This window comes from Anaeromyxobacter sp. SG64 (assembly GCF_022690745.1).
GTDB classification, from domain to species: Bacteria; Myxococcota; Myxococcia; order Myxococcales; family Anaeromyxobacteraceae; genus Anaeromyxobacter; species Anaeromyxobacter soli.
The window spans coordinates 66801-81509 of sequence record NZ_JALCZB010000012.1 but is presented as its reverse complement, the minus strand read 5'-3'; the positions used below and the strand labels follow the sequence as shown (position 1 = coordinate 81509).

15 protein-coding genes and 1 pseudogene are annotated in these 14709 nt (G+C 71.9%); 8 read left to right on the top strand and 8 right to left on the bottom strand.

The window, feature by feature from the left end:
- Nucleotides 1–280: pseudogene (locus MNZ29_RS06095) on the top strand (hypothetical protein); the annotation flags it as partial.
- Nucleotides 281–331: 51 nt separating this feature from the next.
- On the top strand, nt 332–760 hold the full coding sequence (locus MNZ29_RS06090; protein ID WP_242335892.1) for a hypothetical protein: 429 nt from the start codon (nt 332–334) through the stop codon (nt 758–760).
- Nucleotides 761–812: 52 nt separating this feature from the next.
- Here MNZ29_RS06090 and MNZ29_RS06085 read toward each other — a convergent pair whose 3' ends face one another.
- From MNZ29_RS06085 to MNZ29_RS06065, 5 genes are all read right to left on the bottom strand, one after another.
- Nucleotides 813–1124 carry a helix-turn-helix transcriptional regulator gene (locus MNZ29_RS06085; protein ID WP_242335889.1) on the bottom strand — a complete coding sequence of 104 codons (312 nt, stop codon included), beginning with the start codon at nt 1122–1124 and terminating at the stop codon, nt 813–815.
- Nucleotides 1125–1177: 53 nt separating this feature from the next.
- Complete coding sequence (locus MNZ29_RS06080) at nt 1178–2554, bottom strand: cytochrome c3 family protein (protein ID WP_242335886.1); 1377 nt, start codon at nt 2552–2554, stop codon at nt 1178–1180.
- Nucleotides 2555–2657: 103 nt separating this feature from the next.
- Nucleotides 2658–2963, bottom strand: coding sequence for a hypothetical protein (locus MNZ29_RS06075; RefSeq protein ID WP_242335883.1), 306 nt, complete (start codon nt 2961–2963; stop codon nt 2658–2660).
- A 43-nt stretch (nt 2964–3006) separates the two neighbouring features.
- Nucleotides 3007–3720 (bottom strand): YeeE/YedE thiosulfate transporter family protein, encoded by a 714-nt coding sequence (locus MNZ29_RS06070; RefSeq protein WP_242335880.1) that lies wholly within the window; start codon nt 3718–3720, stop codon nt 3007–3009.
- Complete coding sequence (locus tag MNZ29_RS06065; RefSeq protein ID WP_308197046.1) at nt 3717–4325, bottom strand: YeeE/YedE thiosulfate transporter family protein; 609 nt, start codon at nt 4323–4325, stop codon at nt 3717–3719. Before MNZ29_RS06065 ends, MNZ29_RS06070 begins: the two co-directional genes overlap by 4 nt.
- Before the next feature lie 448 nt (nt 4326–4773).
- Here MNZ29_RS06065 and MNZ29_RS06060 point away from each other — a divergent pair, with 448 nt between their 5' ends.
- On the top strand, nt 4774–6120 hold the full coding sequence (locus MNZ29_RS06060) for a cell wall metabolism sensor histidine kinase WalK (protein WP_242335874.1): 1347 nt from the start codon (nt 4774–4776) through the stop codon (nt 6118–6120).
- Nucleotides 6117–6512, top strand: coding sequence for a response regulator (locus tag MNZ29_RS06055; protein ID WP_242335870.1), 396 nt, complete (start codon nt 6117–6119; stop codon nt 6510–6512). The genes MNZ29_RS06060 and MNZ29_RS06055 overlap by 4 nt, the downstream gene beginning before the upstream one ends.
- Before the next feature lie 66 nt (nt 6513–6578).
- Here MNZ29_RS06055 and MNZ29_RS06050 read toward each other — a convergent pair whose 3' ends face one another.
- The gene (locus MNZ29_RS06050) at nt 6579–7739 is read right to left on the bottom strand and encodes a hypothetical protein (RefSeq protein ID WP_242335867.1); all 1161 of its coding nucleotides are present in this window, start codon (nt 7737–7739) and stop codon (nt 6579–6581) included.
- A 246-nt stretch (nt 7740–7985) separates the two neighbouring features.
- A complete protein-coding gene (locus MNZ29_RS06045) occupies nt 7986–8567 on the bottom strand; it encodes a TIGR00730 family Rossman fold protein (protein WP_242335865.1) in 582 nt (193 codons plus the stop codon).
- Between the two features lie 90 nt (nt 8568–8657).
- Here MNZ29_RS06045 and MNZ29_RS06040 point away from each other — a divergent pair, with 90 nt between their 5' ends.
- The 3 genes from MNZ29_RS06040 to MNZ29_RS06030 are packed head-to-tail and all read left to right on the top strand — an operon-like array spanning nt 8658 to nt 12099.
- Nucleotides 8658–9350 carry a succinate dehydrogenase cytochrome b subunit gene (locus tag MNZ29_RS06040; protein ID WP_255821130.1) on the top strand — a complete coding sequence of 231 codons (693 nt, stop codon included), beginning with the start codon at nt 8658–8660 and terminating at the stop codon, nt 9348–9350.
- Nucleotides 9351–9358: 8 nt separating this feature from the next.
- Nucleotides 9359–11272: a fumarate reductase/succinate dehydrogenase flavoprotein subunit gene (locus tag MNZ29_RS06035; protein ID WP_242335858.1), complete on the top strand. Its 1914-nt coding sequence runs from the start codon at nt 9359–9361 to the stop codon at nt 11270–11272.
- Nucleotides 11269–12099, top strand: a complete 831-nt coding sequence (locus MNZ29_RS06030) for a succinate dehydrogenase/fumarate reductase iron-sulfur subunit (RefSeq protein WP_242335855.1) — start codon at nt 11269–11271, stop codon at nt 12097–12099. Before MNZ29_RS06035 ends, MNZ29_RS06030 begins: the two co-directional genes overlap by 4 nt.
- Nucleotides 12100–12243: 144 nt before the next feature.
- On the opposite strand, the gene MNZ29_RS06025 is transcribed toward MNZ29_RS06030, so the two are convergent.
- Complete coding sequence (locus tag MNZ29_RS06025) at nt 12244–13032, bottom strand: DUF4262 domain-containing protein (protein WP_242335852.1); 789 nt, start codon at nt 13030–13032, stop codon at nt 12244–12246.
- A gap of 139 nt (nt 13033–13171) precedes the next feature.
- On the opposite strand from MNZ29_RS06025, the gene MNZ29_RS06020 reads away from it, so the two are divergent.
- A complete protein-coding gene (locus MNZ29_RS06020) occupies nt 13172–14707 on the top strand; it encodes an oligosaccharide flippase family protein (protein WP_242335849.1) in 1536 nt (511 codons plus the stop codon).
- The last annotated feature ends 2 nt before the right edge of the window (nt 14708–14709 follow it).

The window sequence follows — 14709 nt, the reverse complement described above, 5'->3', positions numbered from 1 at the left end:
GCTCCTGCGCCGCGCGCTGGAGCTCGAGCCGCTGCACCTCGAGGCGCGGCTCGCGCTCGCGCCGGCGCTCGCCGCCGAGGGTGAGCGCGAGGAGGCGCGCTCCCTGCTCCGGGGCCTCGAGGGGCACGCCCGCGGGCGGGACCTTCGGCGGGTGCGGTGGGCCGCGCTGCGGCTCGCGCCGACCCCCGCCGCGCTCTGGCGCTGGCTCTCCGCCGCGTTCGCGGGCGACGCGCCCGGCCGCCAGCCCGGCGGCGGGCGCGGACGAGACCGCGCTCGCTAGTCCACGTTTGGATTTGCGTCCACTCCGGCCCCCATGCTGGAGTGCGACCGAATGACACATGGGGGCCGGAGCGTCAGGGGCGAGCTGCCCTGGCTGGGGGTGTCGCTGTGCGGCATCCTGGCCGCGCACGCGTTCTCGCACTTCGTCATCCACCGCGGCGCCATCGTGGCGTCTCTCGCCGCCACCGGGACCGTGCCAGGCTGGATGTGGGGCGCCCTCTTCGCGCCGGAGCTCGTCGCCTGCTTCATCGTGGGGTGGCGGCTGACGCGCTGGTGGCAGGTCGGCCTGTACGCCGTCGGGGCGACCGTGGTGCGCCAGGCCTGCGAGCTCGCGCTCCACTTCGCCGGCGACGCGGGGCACGTCATCGAGGGGCCGCGCGCCGTGCTCGTCGCGACCCCGGTCGTCGCCCTCGTCTACGCGATGCTCATCGGGCTCGCCTCGGCGTCCGGCCGCCAGGACCGGCAGCTCGACGGCGCCTGAACGGCGGGACGATGCGCGGCACCGAGGGCGACCGCGCGTCGCCAGCCGTCGTTCAGCGCTCGCAGCGCTCCATGCAGCAGACGAGGTCCTCGAGCGCCGGCTCGGCGAGCCGGTAGCGCGCGAAGCCGTCCTCGCGCGTCGCGGCCACGAGCCCGAGGCTGCGCAGGATGCGCAGCTGCTGGGAGACGATCGCCTGGCTCGCGCCGAGGCGCTCCGCGAGCGTCGAGACGTTCAGCTCCTCGCGGCAGAGCGAGGCGACGATGCGCAGCCGCAGCGGGTGCGCGACGGCCTTCAGCACCTCCGCGATCCGCCCGGCGCGGGCGGGGTCGGAGGCGAGGGGGGGCTCTGGACGAAGGTTCGACACGGAGGGACAGGATAGCGCGGACGGGCGACGGGCGCCCGCCCGCGCCGGGGGACCTAGAACTCTTCCTTCTTCTGCTCCTTGTCGTGGAGCCGGTCGAACCAGAGCTCCGCGCTCTTCAGCTTGCGCCGGGCGATCTCGCCCTTCGAGTAGCCCAGCGCCTCGAAGTCGAGCTGCCCGTTCGCGGTGTGGCAGCGATCGCAGGACAGCGCCTTCTGCCTCGTCACGAGGTGGCTGTTCGCGAAGTAGATGGTCTGCCAGCCGGGGACGGGGTCGACGTTCTTCAGGCCGAGCGTCTTCGCGGCGGAGGCGACGCCCGCGAGCGTGTCACCGGTCGCCGTCGGCTGGGCGAAGTCCATGGAGAGGAGCTTGCCCGTGCGGCGATCGTAGTAGGCGCGCCCCTCGTAGATCTTGAACGGGGTGATCTTGCTCTTCGGGTCGGCCCGGCTGCCCTTGGGGCCGATGAAGTGCGGCTCGTTCCGGACGGAGCCGTTGAACCACGCGTAGACCGGCTTCGTGCCCGCCGGCTCCCGCTTGATGGTGGACGGCTCCCAGAAGCCCGTCGACGCGTCCTTCGACCACTTCGTGAAGTCCTTCGCCACCGCGCCGCCCGAGGTCGGGATGTGGCAGGTCTGGCAGGCGATCTTCGCGACGTGCGCGTCGTAGTCCGCGTCCTTGTGCGGCTTGGCGCCGTGGCAGTCGGCGCAGGCCACGCGGACGCCGTCGTTCGCCCAGTTGTTCGGATCGAAGCCCGTCGGGATCTTGTGGTCCTTCGCCTTGTGGCAGTCGGCGCAGGTCATGCCCTTCGCGGCGTGCGCGTCGTGCTCGGCGTCGAACGCGAAGCCGCGCTTGATGAGCGTGCCGCCGCCCGCCGTCTCGTGGCAGGTCATGCAGGCCTTGACGGTGGGCTTGCCCACCGCGAGGGCCGCCTCGACGCTCCGGTCCTGCCCGATCGCGACCTTGCCGTCGGGGGTCTTGTAGGGCTTCCGCTTCGAGTAGTCGTACTTGGCCGAGTGGCACACCAGGCAGTCGATGGCGGCCTCCGCCTCCGCGCCGTCCGAGCCCACGCCGGCGAGGTGGTTGCCGGGGTGGCAGGTGTTGCAGCCGGTGAGCTTCGTCTTGCCGAGCGCGTTCTGCGGGATCTCCTTGAGATCGTTGACGACGTCGTTGCCGTTGCAGAACGTGTAGATGCGGTTCTTCATCCCGTATTCGAGCTTGGGATCCAGGTTGTCCACGTTCGTCACCTTGGACGCGTGCTTCCAGTGGACGGTCCCGAGGAACGCCTTCGCCGTGCCGGGGTGGCACTCCTCGCAGGTCTCCGGGCCCTTGTAGCCCTTCTCGCGGATGACGTCGTTTCCGGGGTGCTCGGCGGCGAGCGCGGGCGCGGCGGCGAGGGCCGCGGCGAGCGCGAGGGTGCGGGACAGGATGCGCATTTTCACTCTCCGTTCAGCGTGTGATCTGAAAAAAAGGGCTGCAGCGCAAGGGGACGTGCGCTGCAGCCCTGCTCCGGCCCTCTGGAGGGGAGCCAGAGCGTCGCTAGCAGCCGCCGGCCTTCTTGAAGAACGTGGAGTGGTTCTTCCCGTCCTTCTTCTCGAACTTGGCCTTGATCTCGTCGCCGACGCCGATCCGCTTGTCCTTGAACTTGTCGAGCGTGACGGTGTCGTCCACGAGCAGATCGACGAGCGAGCCGCTCTTCGAGTCCTTGAGCGTCGCCGTCGCCGTCGCGCCGGCGAGGTCGATCTTCGTCACCGTGCCGAGCATCTTCTCCTCGGCGTGCGCGGGGGTCGCGGTCGCGAGGGTGAAGGCGACGGCGAGGGTCAGGGCGGACAGGATCTTCTTCATCTTGCTTCTCCTTGTGTCGACTGCGGGGTGAGCGGCGGCGGGATCAGGGCGCCGCAGCGGTGCCGGTGGGCAGGGCGAGCATCGCGACGCCGGCGAGGGCCACCGCGACCAGGCCGACGAAGATCCACTTCTTCGCCGCGCCCGACGGGCTCTCGGCGAGGGCCGCTCCGGCGACGAGGCGCTCGATGCGCTCGCCCGCGAAGAAGGCCGCGATCGCGAACGCCACGACGAAGACGGCGACGATCGGCGCGGGGAGCCCGAGCCAGGTGGAGAGCGAGAGCGCGCCGAGCTTGCCCGAGTTCGGGAACGCGCCGAGCGCCGGCTCGACGTGCGCGTACACGAGGCCGCCCACGACCACGCCGAAGACCGTCGAGACGCCGTCGAGCTTGCCGGAGGCGGTCGCGACGAGCGAGGTGCCGGGGCAGTACCCGGACATCACGAACCCCGCGCCGAGCAACAGGCCGCCCACGATCATCGGCCAGAGGTAGGTCGGGTAGTTGAACTGGATGGCCGCGAGGTCCACGACCCCCGCGGAGGAGAGCACGACGAGCCCGAGCATCGCCGTCACGATCGCCGTGAACATCACCTTGAGGACGGTGAAGTCGTAGCCGTAGAACTGCCCGACGAGCTTCTGGGCGCGCCCGAAGCCGGAGCGCTCGAGCACGAACCCGAACGCGATCCCGACGACGACCGCGACGCCCAGGCCGAGGGCGCGGCGCTCGTCGGAGAGCGCCTCGATGGGGAAGATCGTCGTCATCGCCACTGCCTCCTCAGGAAGTAGGCGACCGCGTAGCCGCCCGCGAACACCGACAGCATGAAGGCCCACGACCCGACCGACATGGCCGCGCCGCCCGAGAGCGCCTGCCCGGAGGTGCAGCCGCGCGACAGCTTGGCGGCGAACCCCATGATCACGCCGCCCGCGATCGCGAAGCCGATCCGGCCGCCGCTCGAGAAGCTCGGGCCCTTCAGCACCTCGCGCGAGAAGCGCCCCGAGGTGATCGCGCCGAGGACGCCGCCGATGAGGACGCCCACGACCTCGAACACGAGCCAGTCGTCGAGCGGGTGACCGTCCTCGAGCATGCCGGCGATGGCCGGCACTCGCTCCGCGTGCGCGGGCGCCAGGCCGGACACGGCCCACACGCCGACCCGGTACGTCGCGCCCGAGGCTCCGAGCCCCTTCCCCATGAGCAGGAACGTGACGAGCAGCACCAGCCCGAGCGCCACGCCTCCGGCGTAGGGGTTCCAGAATCTGTTGGGGTTCCTCTCCATCCGTTCCTCCGCGTCGCGCGCGGCCCGTTCGACGAGCCGCGCCAGTCCGAGCTCAAGCGAGAGAGCCCATGCCTCCCCGAAGGGTTCTTCCACCGCTCGGCAGGCGGCCCGGCTCCACCGCCCGCGCCGCGGCGGCGGCGAGCGTCCGGGGCCTCGCGCACCGCTTCGCCCGCGGGCGCCCGCGCCGCCCCGCGGGGCCGGCCTCTGCGTCCTGCCGAAGAAGACATAGCGACATCGCTAGTTCGCTATGCAACCGCCGCACCCATCCCCGACCCTGCGGCGCTTCCGCCCATTTCTCGCGGGCTTCGGAGGCCCGCACCCCCTCCCCGCGCCGCCGCCTCCCGTCCTCCGGCGCGCAACCGGTGCGTGCTCGCGAGCCGAGTACGCAAATCGATCCGCCGCGCGCGGGTGAGCGATCCGCGAGGCGGCGACCGCCCCGCCGCACGATGGGCTCCCCATCACGAGTTCTCTATCAGTGAAACCGAACCTGTCCCGTCCGGGCGAGATGACAAGGTCCCGTCACACGGATTAGACAGTCCGAGTGCCCCCTGGCCCCTCCCAGCGCGCGGGCGAGCCTCGACCGAACGTTTCCGAACCGCCCCGCGCCTCACGCTGGCGGCGGCGCCTGCCCTGGCCGCCCGGCCGCATCGTCGCCGCTTACGCGCTGCTCTCCGCCGTCTGGATCGAGCTGTCCGATCGGGCCGTCGAGCTGCTGATCGGCGATCACGCCGGGACGATGATCCAGACCGCGAAGGGCATCGCCTTCGTCGCGGTCACCTCCGTGATGCTGTACGCGCTCATCGGGCGCCGCGAGCGCGGCCTGCGCACGCGCGGCGCAGAGATCCGCGCCACCATCGAGAGCATGGCGGACGCGGTGCTCGTCGTGGACGCGGACACCCAGATCGTGGAGGCGAACCAGGCCGCGGCCGAGCTCCTGCGCGTCGGCAGCCGCGAGGCGCTGCTCATGCCGATCGCCGAGTGGGGCAAGCGCTTCCAGCTGCGTCACCTCGACGGCACGCCGGTCCCGCTCGAGCGCTTCGCGACGATCCGCGCGCTCAAGGGCGAGCGGGTGCCCGCGTACGACGCGATCATCCGCTCCGCCGACGGCCGCGACGTGTTCCTCTCCGTCACCGCCTCCCCCGTGCTCGTCCCGGGCGGCGGAACGGAGCTCGCCGTCGCGGTGCTGCGCGACGTCTCGCCCGCGCGCCGGCTGGACGAGCTGCGCGACGAGTTCCTCTCCACCGCCGCGCACGAGTTCAAGACCCCCCTCGCCGTGATCAAGGCGTATGCCCAGCTCCTCCAGAAGCGAGATCCCGGCGAGGCGCAGGCGCTCGTCGTCATCCAGCGCCAGGTGGACCGCCTGAACAGGCTCGTCCAGCACCTCCTCGACACGACGCGCCTCCGGCTCGACGCGCGCGAGGGGCACCTGCAGCACTTCGACCTCGGCGCGCTCGCCGGCGAGGTCGTGTCCCGCATGCGACCCGCCGCGCCGGCCCACGCCCTCTCGGTCGCGACCGTGCCGGCGCAGGTGCTCGCCGATCGCGAACGGCTCTCGCGCGTGATCACGAGCCTCGTCGACAACGCGGTCCGCTACTCCCCCGGCGGCGGCGCGGTCTCGGCGCGCGTCGAGTCGCGGGACGGCGAGGCGATCTTCTCGGTGGAGGACCACGGCCTCGGCATCCCGCCCGAGCGTCAGGCCCGGATCTTCGAGCGCTACTACCGCGCCCACGCGGGCACGCCGCAGGACTACGGCGGGCTCGGCCTGGGCCTCGACATGAGCCGCGAGATCGTGGCCCTCCACGGCGGGCGCATGTGGTTCGAGAGCGCCCCGGGCCGCGGCTCCACCTTCCACTTCAGCGTGCCGCTCGCCGGGGAGGGCTCCGCATGACCTCGCGCAGCGTGCTCGTCGTCGAGGACGATCCGGACCTCCTCGCCCTGCTCGAGATGATCCTCGAGGACGCCGGCCACAAGGTGCGGACCGCCCAGGAAGGCGGAGCGGCGCTCGCCCGCGTCGCCGAGGAGATGCCGGGCGTGATCCTCCTCGACATGCGGATGCCCGGCATGAACGGGTGGGAGTTCGCGCGCGAGTTTCGTACCCGCTTCGGGCACGCCTGCCCGATCGTCGTCGTGACGGCCGCCGAGAACGCGCGGGGCCGCGCCGAGGAGATCGGCGCCGAGGGGTGGCTGTCGAAGCCGTTCGAGCTCGAGGACGTCCTCGCGACGGTGGCGCGGCACCTCTCAACGGCGGAGGGGGCGGAGGGGGCGCCGGCGACGCGCTGAACGGCCGATCATGACTCGCGAACAGGCCAGCGAAGCGAGCCCCCAAACTGTCGTCTAGCGCCCTCGCTACGGGAATAGCGTGAACCGCACGCCCGCCTCGAAGAGCGGCTGGAGCCCGCGGTCGTCGATCGAGCGGCGGGGCAGGCCGAGGCCCTCCTCCTCGATGCGCGTGTAGGTGGTCCACGAGACGCCGCCGTAGAGGCCGACGCCGAACACCGGGTTCGAGCGCAGATCGACGCCGCCCATGAGGCGCAGCATCTCGTGGCCGGTGTAGGAGACGAGCTCGTGGCTGTCGCCGTTCGACGTCGTCACATTCGCCGCGGCGAAGCCGGTGCCGACCGCGAGCCACTTGCCGACCGGCGAGGTGGCGCCCCAGGTGTGCCTGAGGAGCACGCCGAACTTCACCGTCGAGGACATGCAGTCGAGCCCCGCCGCGGAGCAGGCGTCCCGGTACATGTTGCCCGCGTCACCGACGCCCACGTCGAGGTACAGGCCGAGGCCGATGGCGGGCGTGATGCGCGCGCCGCCCTCGAACCAGAGGTCGAGCTGCCCCTCGAGCACGTCGCCCGTGTCGATCCCATCTCCCATGTCGCCGCCGAAGCCGATCCCTCCCAGCCCGAAGGAGGCGTACACGGGGAGGATGGGCGCGAGGCCTCGCTGCGGGCGCGCCTGGGCAGGCTGAGCGTACGGCGGCGGGCCCGCGTACGGCGGCCCCGCGGGCGGTGGCGGACGCCGCGGTGGCGGAGGGCGCGGATAGGGCTCGCGGCGCACGCGCACCGAGCCGTCCGCGTAGGCGATGCGCGCGATCTGCTCCGCGGGGATCCGCCGGGTCGTCCCGTCGGGGAGCTGGATCGTCACGCCCTCGGAGACCTCCTCGATGACGCGCCCGCGGACGCGTCCGCCGCTCACGAGGAAGACGGTGTCGAGCGGCCCCTGCACGACCGGCGGGGCGCTCCTCGGCTCCTGCGGCGCGGTCGCCGCGGGCCCGGACGGCTGCGACTGCGGCGGGCCGGCCGGGCTCGCCTGCCTCGCGCCACCGCCGCGCTCGATCCGCACGATCGCGTCGGGGTCGAAGCGCCGCAGGGTGCCGTCCTCGAGCTGGATCGTGACGCCCGTCGACGGGCTCTCCTCGACGATGGTGCCGGTGACCCGGGTCCCGTCCTTGATGACCACCGTGTCTTGCGCCGGCGCGGCGGCCAGGGCCGCGGCGAGCAGGATCGCGAGCATGTTCGTCCTCCGGACGGACCCCAGGGCCCGTCCCTTCCGAGCACACTAGCGACAAGCGTGCCGCTCCCGCAGGCCGCCGGGCTCCGCGGCCCGGGTGCCGTGCCGCACCGCGACATCACGGGCATTTCGCCATCCCGGCCCGATCCCTCGGGGACGGGCGGACCGTCCGCCCGCCCGCGCCGACCGCCTCCCCCTGTGGGCGGGCGGCTCGCGTGTCGCAAGGGATTCACGCCCCGCCCGCTGCCCTCACGCGGTCTCGGGATCGATCCACCTCTGCACGCGCGGCGGCTCGAACCGGTCGAACGCGTCGAGCAGCGCTCCGGGCTCCTCTCCGACGAGGATGAGCCGGCGATGCTCGGACCGAAGGAAGCCCTCCGTCACCGCATGATCGAAATAGGAGATGAGCGGGCGGTAATAGCCGGCGACGTCGAGGAGCCCGCAGGGCTTCGCGTGGAGGCCGAGCTGCGCCCAGGTGAGGATCTCGGAGAGCTCCTCGAGCGTGCCCATCCCGCCGGGCAGCGCGAGGAAGGCGTCGGAGAGCTCCGCCATCTTCGCCTTGCGCTCGTGCATCGATCCGACCACGTGCTGCCGCGTGAGGCCGCCGTGGCCGAGCTCGCGCGCGAGGAGCGCTCGCGGGATCACCCCGTCCACCTCGCCGCCCGCCTCGAGCGCGGCGCTCGCCACCGCGCCCATGAGCCCGACGCTCCCGCCTCCGTACACGAGGCCGAGCCCGCGCCTCGCGAGCGCCCTCCCGACCTCCTGCGCCATCGCCACGTACGAACCGTTGATCCCGGGGGAGGAGCCGCAGAACACGCAGATGCGTTTCATGCGCCGCAAATTAACGGACCAGTCTGGCCCGCAAAGGGCCCCTCCCGGGACTAGCATACCCGCGCGTGGTCTGGCACCGTGTCGGCCTCTATGTCGACCTCCGTGAGTCCGGTGTCCGCGCCCCGCGCTACGCGCCTGGGCGCCCTGTGGAACAGCGCCGTCGGTAAGAAGGCGCTGATGGCTGTGACGGGGATCGTGCTGTTCCTGTTCGTCCTCGTTCACATGATCGGCAACCTGCAGGTCTTCCAGGGTGCCGCGAAAATCAATCACTATGCGGAGCTGCTCCGCATCTCCCCGCCGTTCCTCTGGTTCACGAGGATCGTGCTGCTCGTGGCGGTGTTCGTGCACGCGCTCGCGGGCATCGAGCTCTGGATGGAACGCCAGCGCGCGCGCCCCGTGGGCTACCAGGACTACCGTCCGGTGGTCTCGTCCACCGCCTCGCGGACGATGATCTGGAGCGGCCTGCTCATCCTCCTCTTCGTCGTTTACCACCTGCTCGATCTCACGATCGGCGTGGTGAACCCGAGGTTCGAGCACGGGCAGGTGTACGCCAACCTCGTCGCGAGCCTGTCGCGCGCGGTGGGCGCCGCCATCTACCTCGTCGCGATGATCGGGCTCGGCTTCCACCTCTGGCACGGGCTCTATTCGATGTTCCAGTCGCTCGGCCTCTCGAACCGCGGCATCTCGCCGACGATCCAGAAGTTCGCGATCGGCTTTGCCGTGCTCCTGACGCTCGGGTTCTCCGCCGTTCCGCTGGCCGTCATCCTCGGCCTCGTGGGGTGAACAAAGACATGCCGCTCGACGCGCACATCCCTTCTGGCCCCATCGAGCAGAAGTGGCAGAAGCAGAAGTTCGACCTGAAGCTCGTCAACCCCGCCAACAAGCGGAAGTACCGGGTCATCGTGGTGGGCACCGGCCTCGCCGGCGGGGCCGCCGCGGCGTCCCTCGGTGAGCTCGGCTACGAGGTCCTGAACTTCTGCTTCCAGGACACTCCCCGCCGCGCGCACTCGATCGCCGCGCAGGGCGGCATCAACGCCGCCAAGTCGTACCAGAACGACGGCGACTCGGTGCAGCGCCTGTTCTACGACACCATCAAGGGCGGCGACTTCCGCGCCCGCGAGGCGAACGTCTACCGCCTCGCCGAGGTGTCCGCGAACATCATCGACCAGTGCGTCGCGCAGGGCGTCCCGTTCGCCCGCGAGTACGGCGGCGCGCTCGCGAACCGCTCCTTCGGCGGTGCCCTCGTCTCCCGCACGTTCTACGCGCGCGGCCAGACGGGCCAGCAGCTCCTGCTCGGCGCCTACCAGGCCTTGCAGCGGCAGGTGGCCGCCGGCACCGTGAAGCAGTTCGTCCGCACGGAGATGATGGAGCTCATCGTCGTCGACGGACGCGCCCGCGGCATCGTGGTGCGCGACCTCGTCACCGGCAAGATCTCCTCGTACGTCGCCGACGCCGTGGTGCTCGCCACCGGCGGCTACGGCAACGTCTTCTACCTGTCGACGAACGCGAAGGGCTCGAACGCCACGGCCATCTGGCGCGCTCACCGCAAGGGCGCGTTCTTCGCGAACCCCTGCTACACGCAGATCCACCCGACCTGCATCCCGAAGTCGGGCGAGTACCAGTCGAAGCTCACGCTGATGAGCGAGTCGCTCCGCAACGACGGGCGCGTCTGGGTGCCGAAGGCAGCCGGCGACAAGCGGCCGCCGAACGAGATCCCCGAGTCCGACCGCGACTACTACCTCGAGCGGATCTACCCGACGTACGGCAACCTCGCCCCGCGCGACATCTCCTCCCGCCAGGCGAAGAACGTCTGCGACCAGGGGCGCGGCGTCGGTCCCGGCGGCCTCGGCGTCTACCTGGACTTCCGCGACGCCTTCAAACGGCTCGGCCGGAAGGTCATGGACGAGCGCTACGGGAACCTGTTCGAGATGTACGAGCGGATCACCGGTGAGGACCCGCACGACGTCCCGATGCGCATCTACCCTGCCGTCCACTACACGATGGGCGGCCTCTGGGTGGACTACAACCTCATGTCCAACCTCCCCGGCCTGTTCGTGGGCGGCGAGGCGAACTTCTCGGACCACGGCGCCAACCGCCTCGGCGCGAGCGCGCTCATGCAGGGGCTCGCGGACGGCTACTTCGTCCTGCCGTACACCGTCGGCGACTACCTCGCCCGCGGCGGCTTCGCGAAGATGGACACCTCCCACCCGGCCGTGAAGGACGCCGAGCGCGAGGTGAACGAGCGGACGAAGCGCCTCATGTCCATCGGCGGCAAGAAGAGCGCCGACCAGCTCCACCGCGAGCTCGGCGAGATCATGTGGAACGACTGCGGCATGGCGCGGACGAAGGAGAGCCTCACGCACGCGCTCTCCGTCATCCCGGAGCTCCGCGAGAGGTTCTACAAGGAGCTGCGGGTCACCGGCTCGGGCGCCGAGCTCAACCAGCAGCTCGAGCAGGCCGGCCGGGTCGCCGACTTCTTCGAGCTCGCCGAGCTGCTCTGCTACGACGCGCTCCAGCGGAACGAGTCGTGCGGCGGCCACTTCCGGGTCGAGTACCAGACCTCGGACGGTGAGGCGCAGCGTAACGATGACGAGTACGCGTACGTGGCGGCCTGGGAGTTCAAGGGTGTCGGAACGACGCCCGTCCTGAACAAGGAGCCACTCGTGTTCGAGAACATCCACCTCGCTCAGCGGAGCTACAAGTGAGGATCACCCTCGACATCTGGCGTCAGAAGAACCCGCGCGACCCCGGCCGCTTCGAGCGGTTCGAGGTGCCGAACGTCAACGAGCACATGTCCTTCCTCGAGATGCTGGACGTGCTGAACCAGCAGCTCGTCTCGGAGGGCAAGGAGCCGGTGGCGTTCGACTCCGACTGCCGCGAGGGCATCTGCGGCATGTGCGGCTTCCTCATCAACGGCGAGGCGCACGGGCCGCTCCGCAACGCGACCGTGTGCCAGACGCACATGCGCCACTTCAAGGACGGCGACGTGCTGCGCCTCGAGCCGTGGCGGGCGTCGGCGTTCCCGGTGCTGCGCGACCTCATCGTCGACCGGTCCGCCCTCGATCGCATCATCGCCGCGGGCGGCTACACCTCGACCCGCGCCGGCAGCGCGGCCGAGGCGAACCAGATCCTCATCCCGAAGCCGTCCGCCGACAAGGCGATGGAGGCGGCGGCGTGCATCGGGTGTGGCGCGTGCGTCGCGTCCTGCCCGAACGCCGCGGCGGCGCTCTTCACCGGCGCCAAGATCGCGCACCTCGGCCACCTGCCTCAGGGTCAGCCCGAGCGCATGGGGCGCGCGATCGCCATGACGAGCCAGGCGCACGCCGAGGGCTTCGGTCACTGCACGACGATCGGCGAGTGCGAGGCGGTCTGTCCGGCCGGCATCAAGCTCGAGGTCATCTCGCGGATGAACAAGGACTTCATCAAGGCGACGCTGGGCGGGTTCGCCAACGAGGTGCAGACGCTCGCGGCGCTGCCGCCCTCCGCGGCGATGCGCTTCTTCGAGGCCGAGCCGCCCAAGAAGGAGCCGTAAGCCGTCAGCCGTCCCCGCCGGCTCCGCGCCGGCCCCGCCCCGCCTGCGCCGCGACCTCGCGGCGTGCGCGGGGCGGTGGCATTTCGAGGGTGCGGCGCGGCGAGCTCTCCCCCGCGACGGGGACGGACGGACGCGCGCGGAGACCTAGGCCGGCTCGAGCTCGGCGAGGAGCGGTTGCGCATCCCGGAGCGCGTGCGAGAACCAGCGCTCCCACGGGAACCGGCCCTCCGAGTCGGGCCACACCGCCTGCAGCGCCGGGAAGCGCGGGCCGCCGTGGAACCAGCCTGCGTAGCCGAGGTACGCCGGGTAGTGGCGGCGCGCGACCGGCCGGAACGCGACCGGACGGTCCAGGAGGATCCCGTCCACGACGCCGCCCTCCTCGAACCGCTCCCCGGCGCGCACGCGTGCCCCGAGGCGGTCGAGCGCGGCCTCGCGAGTCGCGGCGTCGAGGCCGAAGACGATGACCTCCGGGTGATCGAACGAGCGGAACAGCCCGACCGTGAAGGCGTGCTCCGCGCCGGCGCCCTCGGCCTGGATGACGTGCCACCCGCCCTCGGCGACGTCCGCGAGCACGCGGAGGTCGAGCGCGTCGAGCGGCTCGCCGCGGCGGGGCGGATAGCGCGGATCGAGCGACGGCCAGCGGCGCGACGGTCGCGTGGGGAGCGGGAGCGGGCCCTCCCGGACGTGCCAGCGCTCCCCGAGGCCGGCGCGGCCGAGCGTCGTTCCGCGCGGGTGCAGCACGATCTCGACGCAAGACGGGTCGCGCGCCACCACGGCGTCGAGCGTCCAGTCGCGGTCCTCGGCGGCGTCGTGCGGAGCGCGCCCGCACCGGAACCGCCACTCCGCGCCCCCGTCTCGGCCCCGGGCCGCGGCCAGGATGGGCGCGCCACCCTCGGCCACGTGCTTGCACACGGCGGCGCGATCGCTGGACATCGACGGGAGCAGACCACTTCGGTGCCTGCTTGTCACGGGGTGTCACGGGCGTCCCAGCGCGTCATGCCGGTGGCCCTCCGGGGTGGCCGCCGCGGCGCCCCGTTGCCGCGCCACGCACGGAGCCCGACCGTCTTGTGGAATGGCGGCCGAGACCGACGCGGCGGATCCGGGCGGGGCGTCCCTCATGAGACAGGCGGGGCCGCTCATCGCGGCGCGCCTCTTCACCGCAATCCTGACGCTGTCGATCCCGCTCGTGCTCGCGCGGGTCCTGCCGCTCGCCGAGTACGGCACGTACAAGCAGCTCTTCCTCATCGCGCTGACGCTCTCGTCGATCCTCCCGCTGGGCGTCGGGCAGAGCCTCTACTACTTCATTCCACGCACGACCCACCGGCGCGTCTACTTCGGCCAGACCCTGCTCTTCCTGCTCGCGGCGGGCGGCGTGGCGGCGGTGGGGCTGTTCGCCGCGATGCCGCGCGTGGCCGCGGCCTTCGAGAACCCAGGGCTGCTCGACCATCGCCTGCTCCTCGCGCTCTACACGGGCTTCACCGTCGCCGCGTCCCCGCTCGAGCTCTCGATGACGAGCCAGGGCCAGACGCGCCGCTCCGCGCTCACCTACCTCTTGTGGGACAGCGCCCGCGCCGCCGCGTTCGTGGTGCCGGCCACCACGGGCCGCGGCCTGGGGGCGATGATGACCACCCTCACCTGCCTCGCCGCGCTCCGGCTCGTGGCCGCCTGGGGGGTGATGCTGGGCGGGAAGCGAGGCCCCCTCCTCGACCGGCGCCTCTTCGCGGGACAGCTGGCGTACGCCTTCCCGTTCGGGATGGCGATGCTCGTCGCGATCCCCCAGCAGTACGCCCACCAGTACGTCGTCGCGAGCACCGTCGGCCCCGCCCTCTTCGCGATCTACGCTGCCGGCTGCTTCGACCCGCCGTTCGTGGATCTGCTGTACACGCCCACCGGCGAGGTCCTCATGGTGCGCCTCGGCGCGCTCGAGAAGGCGGGACGCGCGGGCGAGAGCGTCGCCGCCTTCCGCGAGGCCGCGGGCCACCTCGCCCGCTACCTCCTGCCGGGCGTCGTCTTCCTGTGGGCGATCGCCCCGGACTTCGTGGTCGCCGTGTTCGGCGAGCGGTTCGCGCCCTCCGCCACGATCTTCCGCGTCTGGCTGCTCGCCATCCCGTCCGGCGTCTTCCCCATGGACGCCGCGCTCCGCGCCCGCAACGAGACGCGGCACCTGTTCCGCGCGTACGTCGTGAAGGCGGTCGCGACGGTGCCGCTCGTGTGGGCCGGCGTGAGCCGCTTCGGGATCCTCGGCGGGGTCGGGTCCTACGTCGCGGCGGAGCTCGTCGGCAAGGCGATGCTCGCGGCCCGGCTCCCGCGCGCGCTCGCCGACGCGGGCGTCCGTCCGCCGCTGCAGGCACTCGTGCCCTGGGGCGAGATCTCGCGGGCCGGGATCGGCGGGACGCTCGCCGCGATCGCCGGCGTCGCGGTCCTCCGCGCGGCCCCAGCGCTGGAGGCGCCAGGTGCCGCCGCGACCGCCCTGTACCGGTTCGTGCCGCTCGCCATCGCGGGGCTCGTGGGCGGCGCGATCTACGTCGCAGTGCTCTGGATGACGGGCGTGCGCCCGGCCGCCGCGCTCGCCGCGATCCGCTCGCGCCGGCCGGCCGGGGCTCCATGAAA

Excerpts from the sequence above, each read along its gene's own strand:
- MNZ29_RS06090 (WP_242335892.1), top strand. The coding sequence starts at position 332 with ATGACACATGGGGGCCGGAGCGTCAGGGGCGAGCTGCCCTGGCTGGGG.
- MNZ29_RS06080 (WP_242335886.1), bottom strand. The coding sequence starts at position 2,554 with ATGCGCATCCTGTCCCGCACCCTCGCGCTCGCCGCGGCCCTCGCCGCC.
- MNZ29_RS06075 (WP_242335883.1), bottom strand. The coding sequence starts at position 2,963 with ATGAAGAAGATCCTGTCCGCCCTGACCCTCGCCGTCGCCTTCACCCTC.
- MNZ29_RS06070 (WP_242335880.1), bottom strand. The coding sequence starts at position 3,720 with ATGACGACGATCTTCCCCATCGAGGCGCTCTCCGACGAGCGCCGCGCC.
- MNZ29_RS06055 (WP_242335870.1), top strand. The coding sequence starts at position 6,117 with ATGACCTCGCGCAGCGTGCTCGTCGTCGAGGACGATCCGGACCTCCTC.
- MNZ29_RS06050 (WP_242335867.1), bottom strand. The coding sequence starts at position 7,739 with ATGCTCGCGATCCTGCTCGCCGCGGCCCTGGCCGCCGCGCCGGCGCAA.
- MNZ29_RS06045 (WP_242335865.1), bottom strand. The coding sequence starts at position 8,567 with ATGAAACGCATCTGCGTGTTCTGCGGCTCCTCCCCCGGGATCAACGGT.
- MNZ29_RS06040 (WP_255821130.1), top strand. The coding sequence starts at position 8,658 with ATGTCGACCTCCGTGAGTCCGGTGTCCGCGCCCCGCGCTACGCGCCTG.
- MNZ29_RS06035 (WP_242335858.1), top strand. The coding sequence starts at position 9,359 with ATGCCGCTCGACGCGCACATCCCTTCTGGCCCCATCGAGCAGAAGTGG.
- MNZ29_RS06025 (WP_242335852.1), bottom strand. The coding sequence starts at position 13,032 with ATGTCCAGCGATCGCGCCGCCGTGTGCAAGCACGTGGCCGAGGGTGGC.
- MNZ29_RS06020 (WP_242335849.1), top strand. The coding sequence starts at position 13,172 with ATGGCGGCCGAGACCGACGCGGCGGATCCGGGCGGGGCGTCCCTCATG.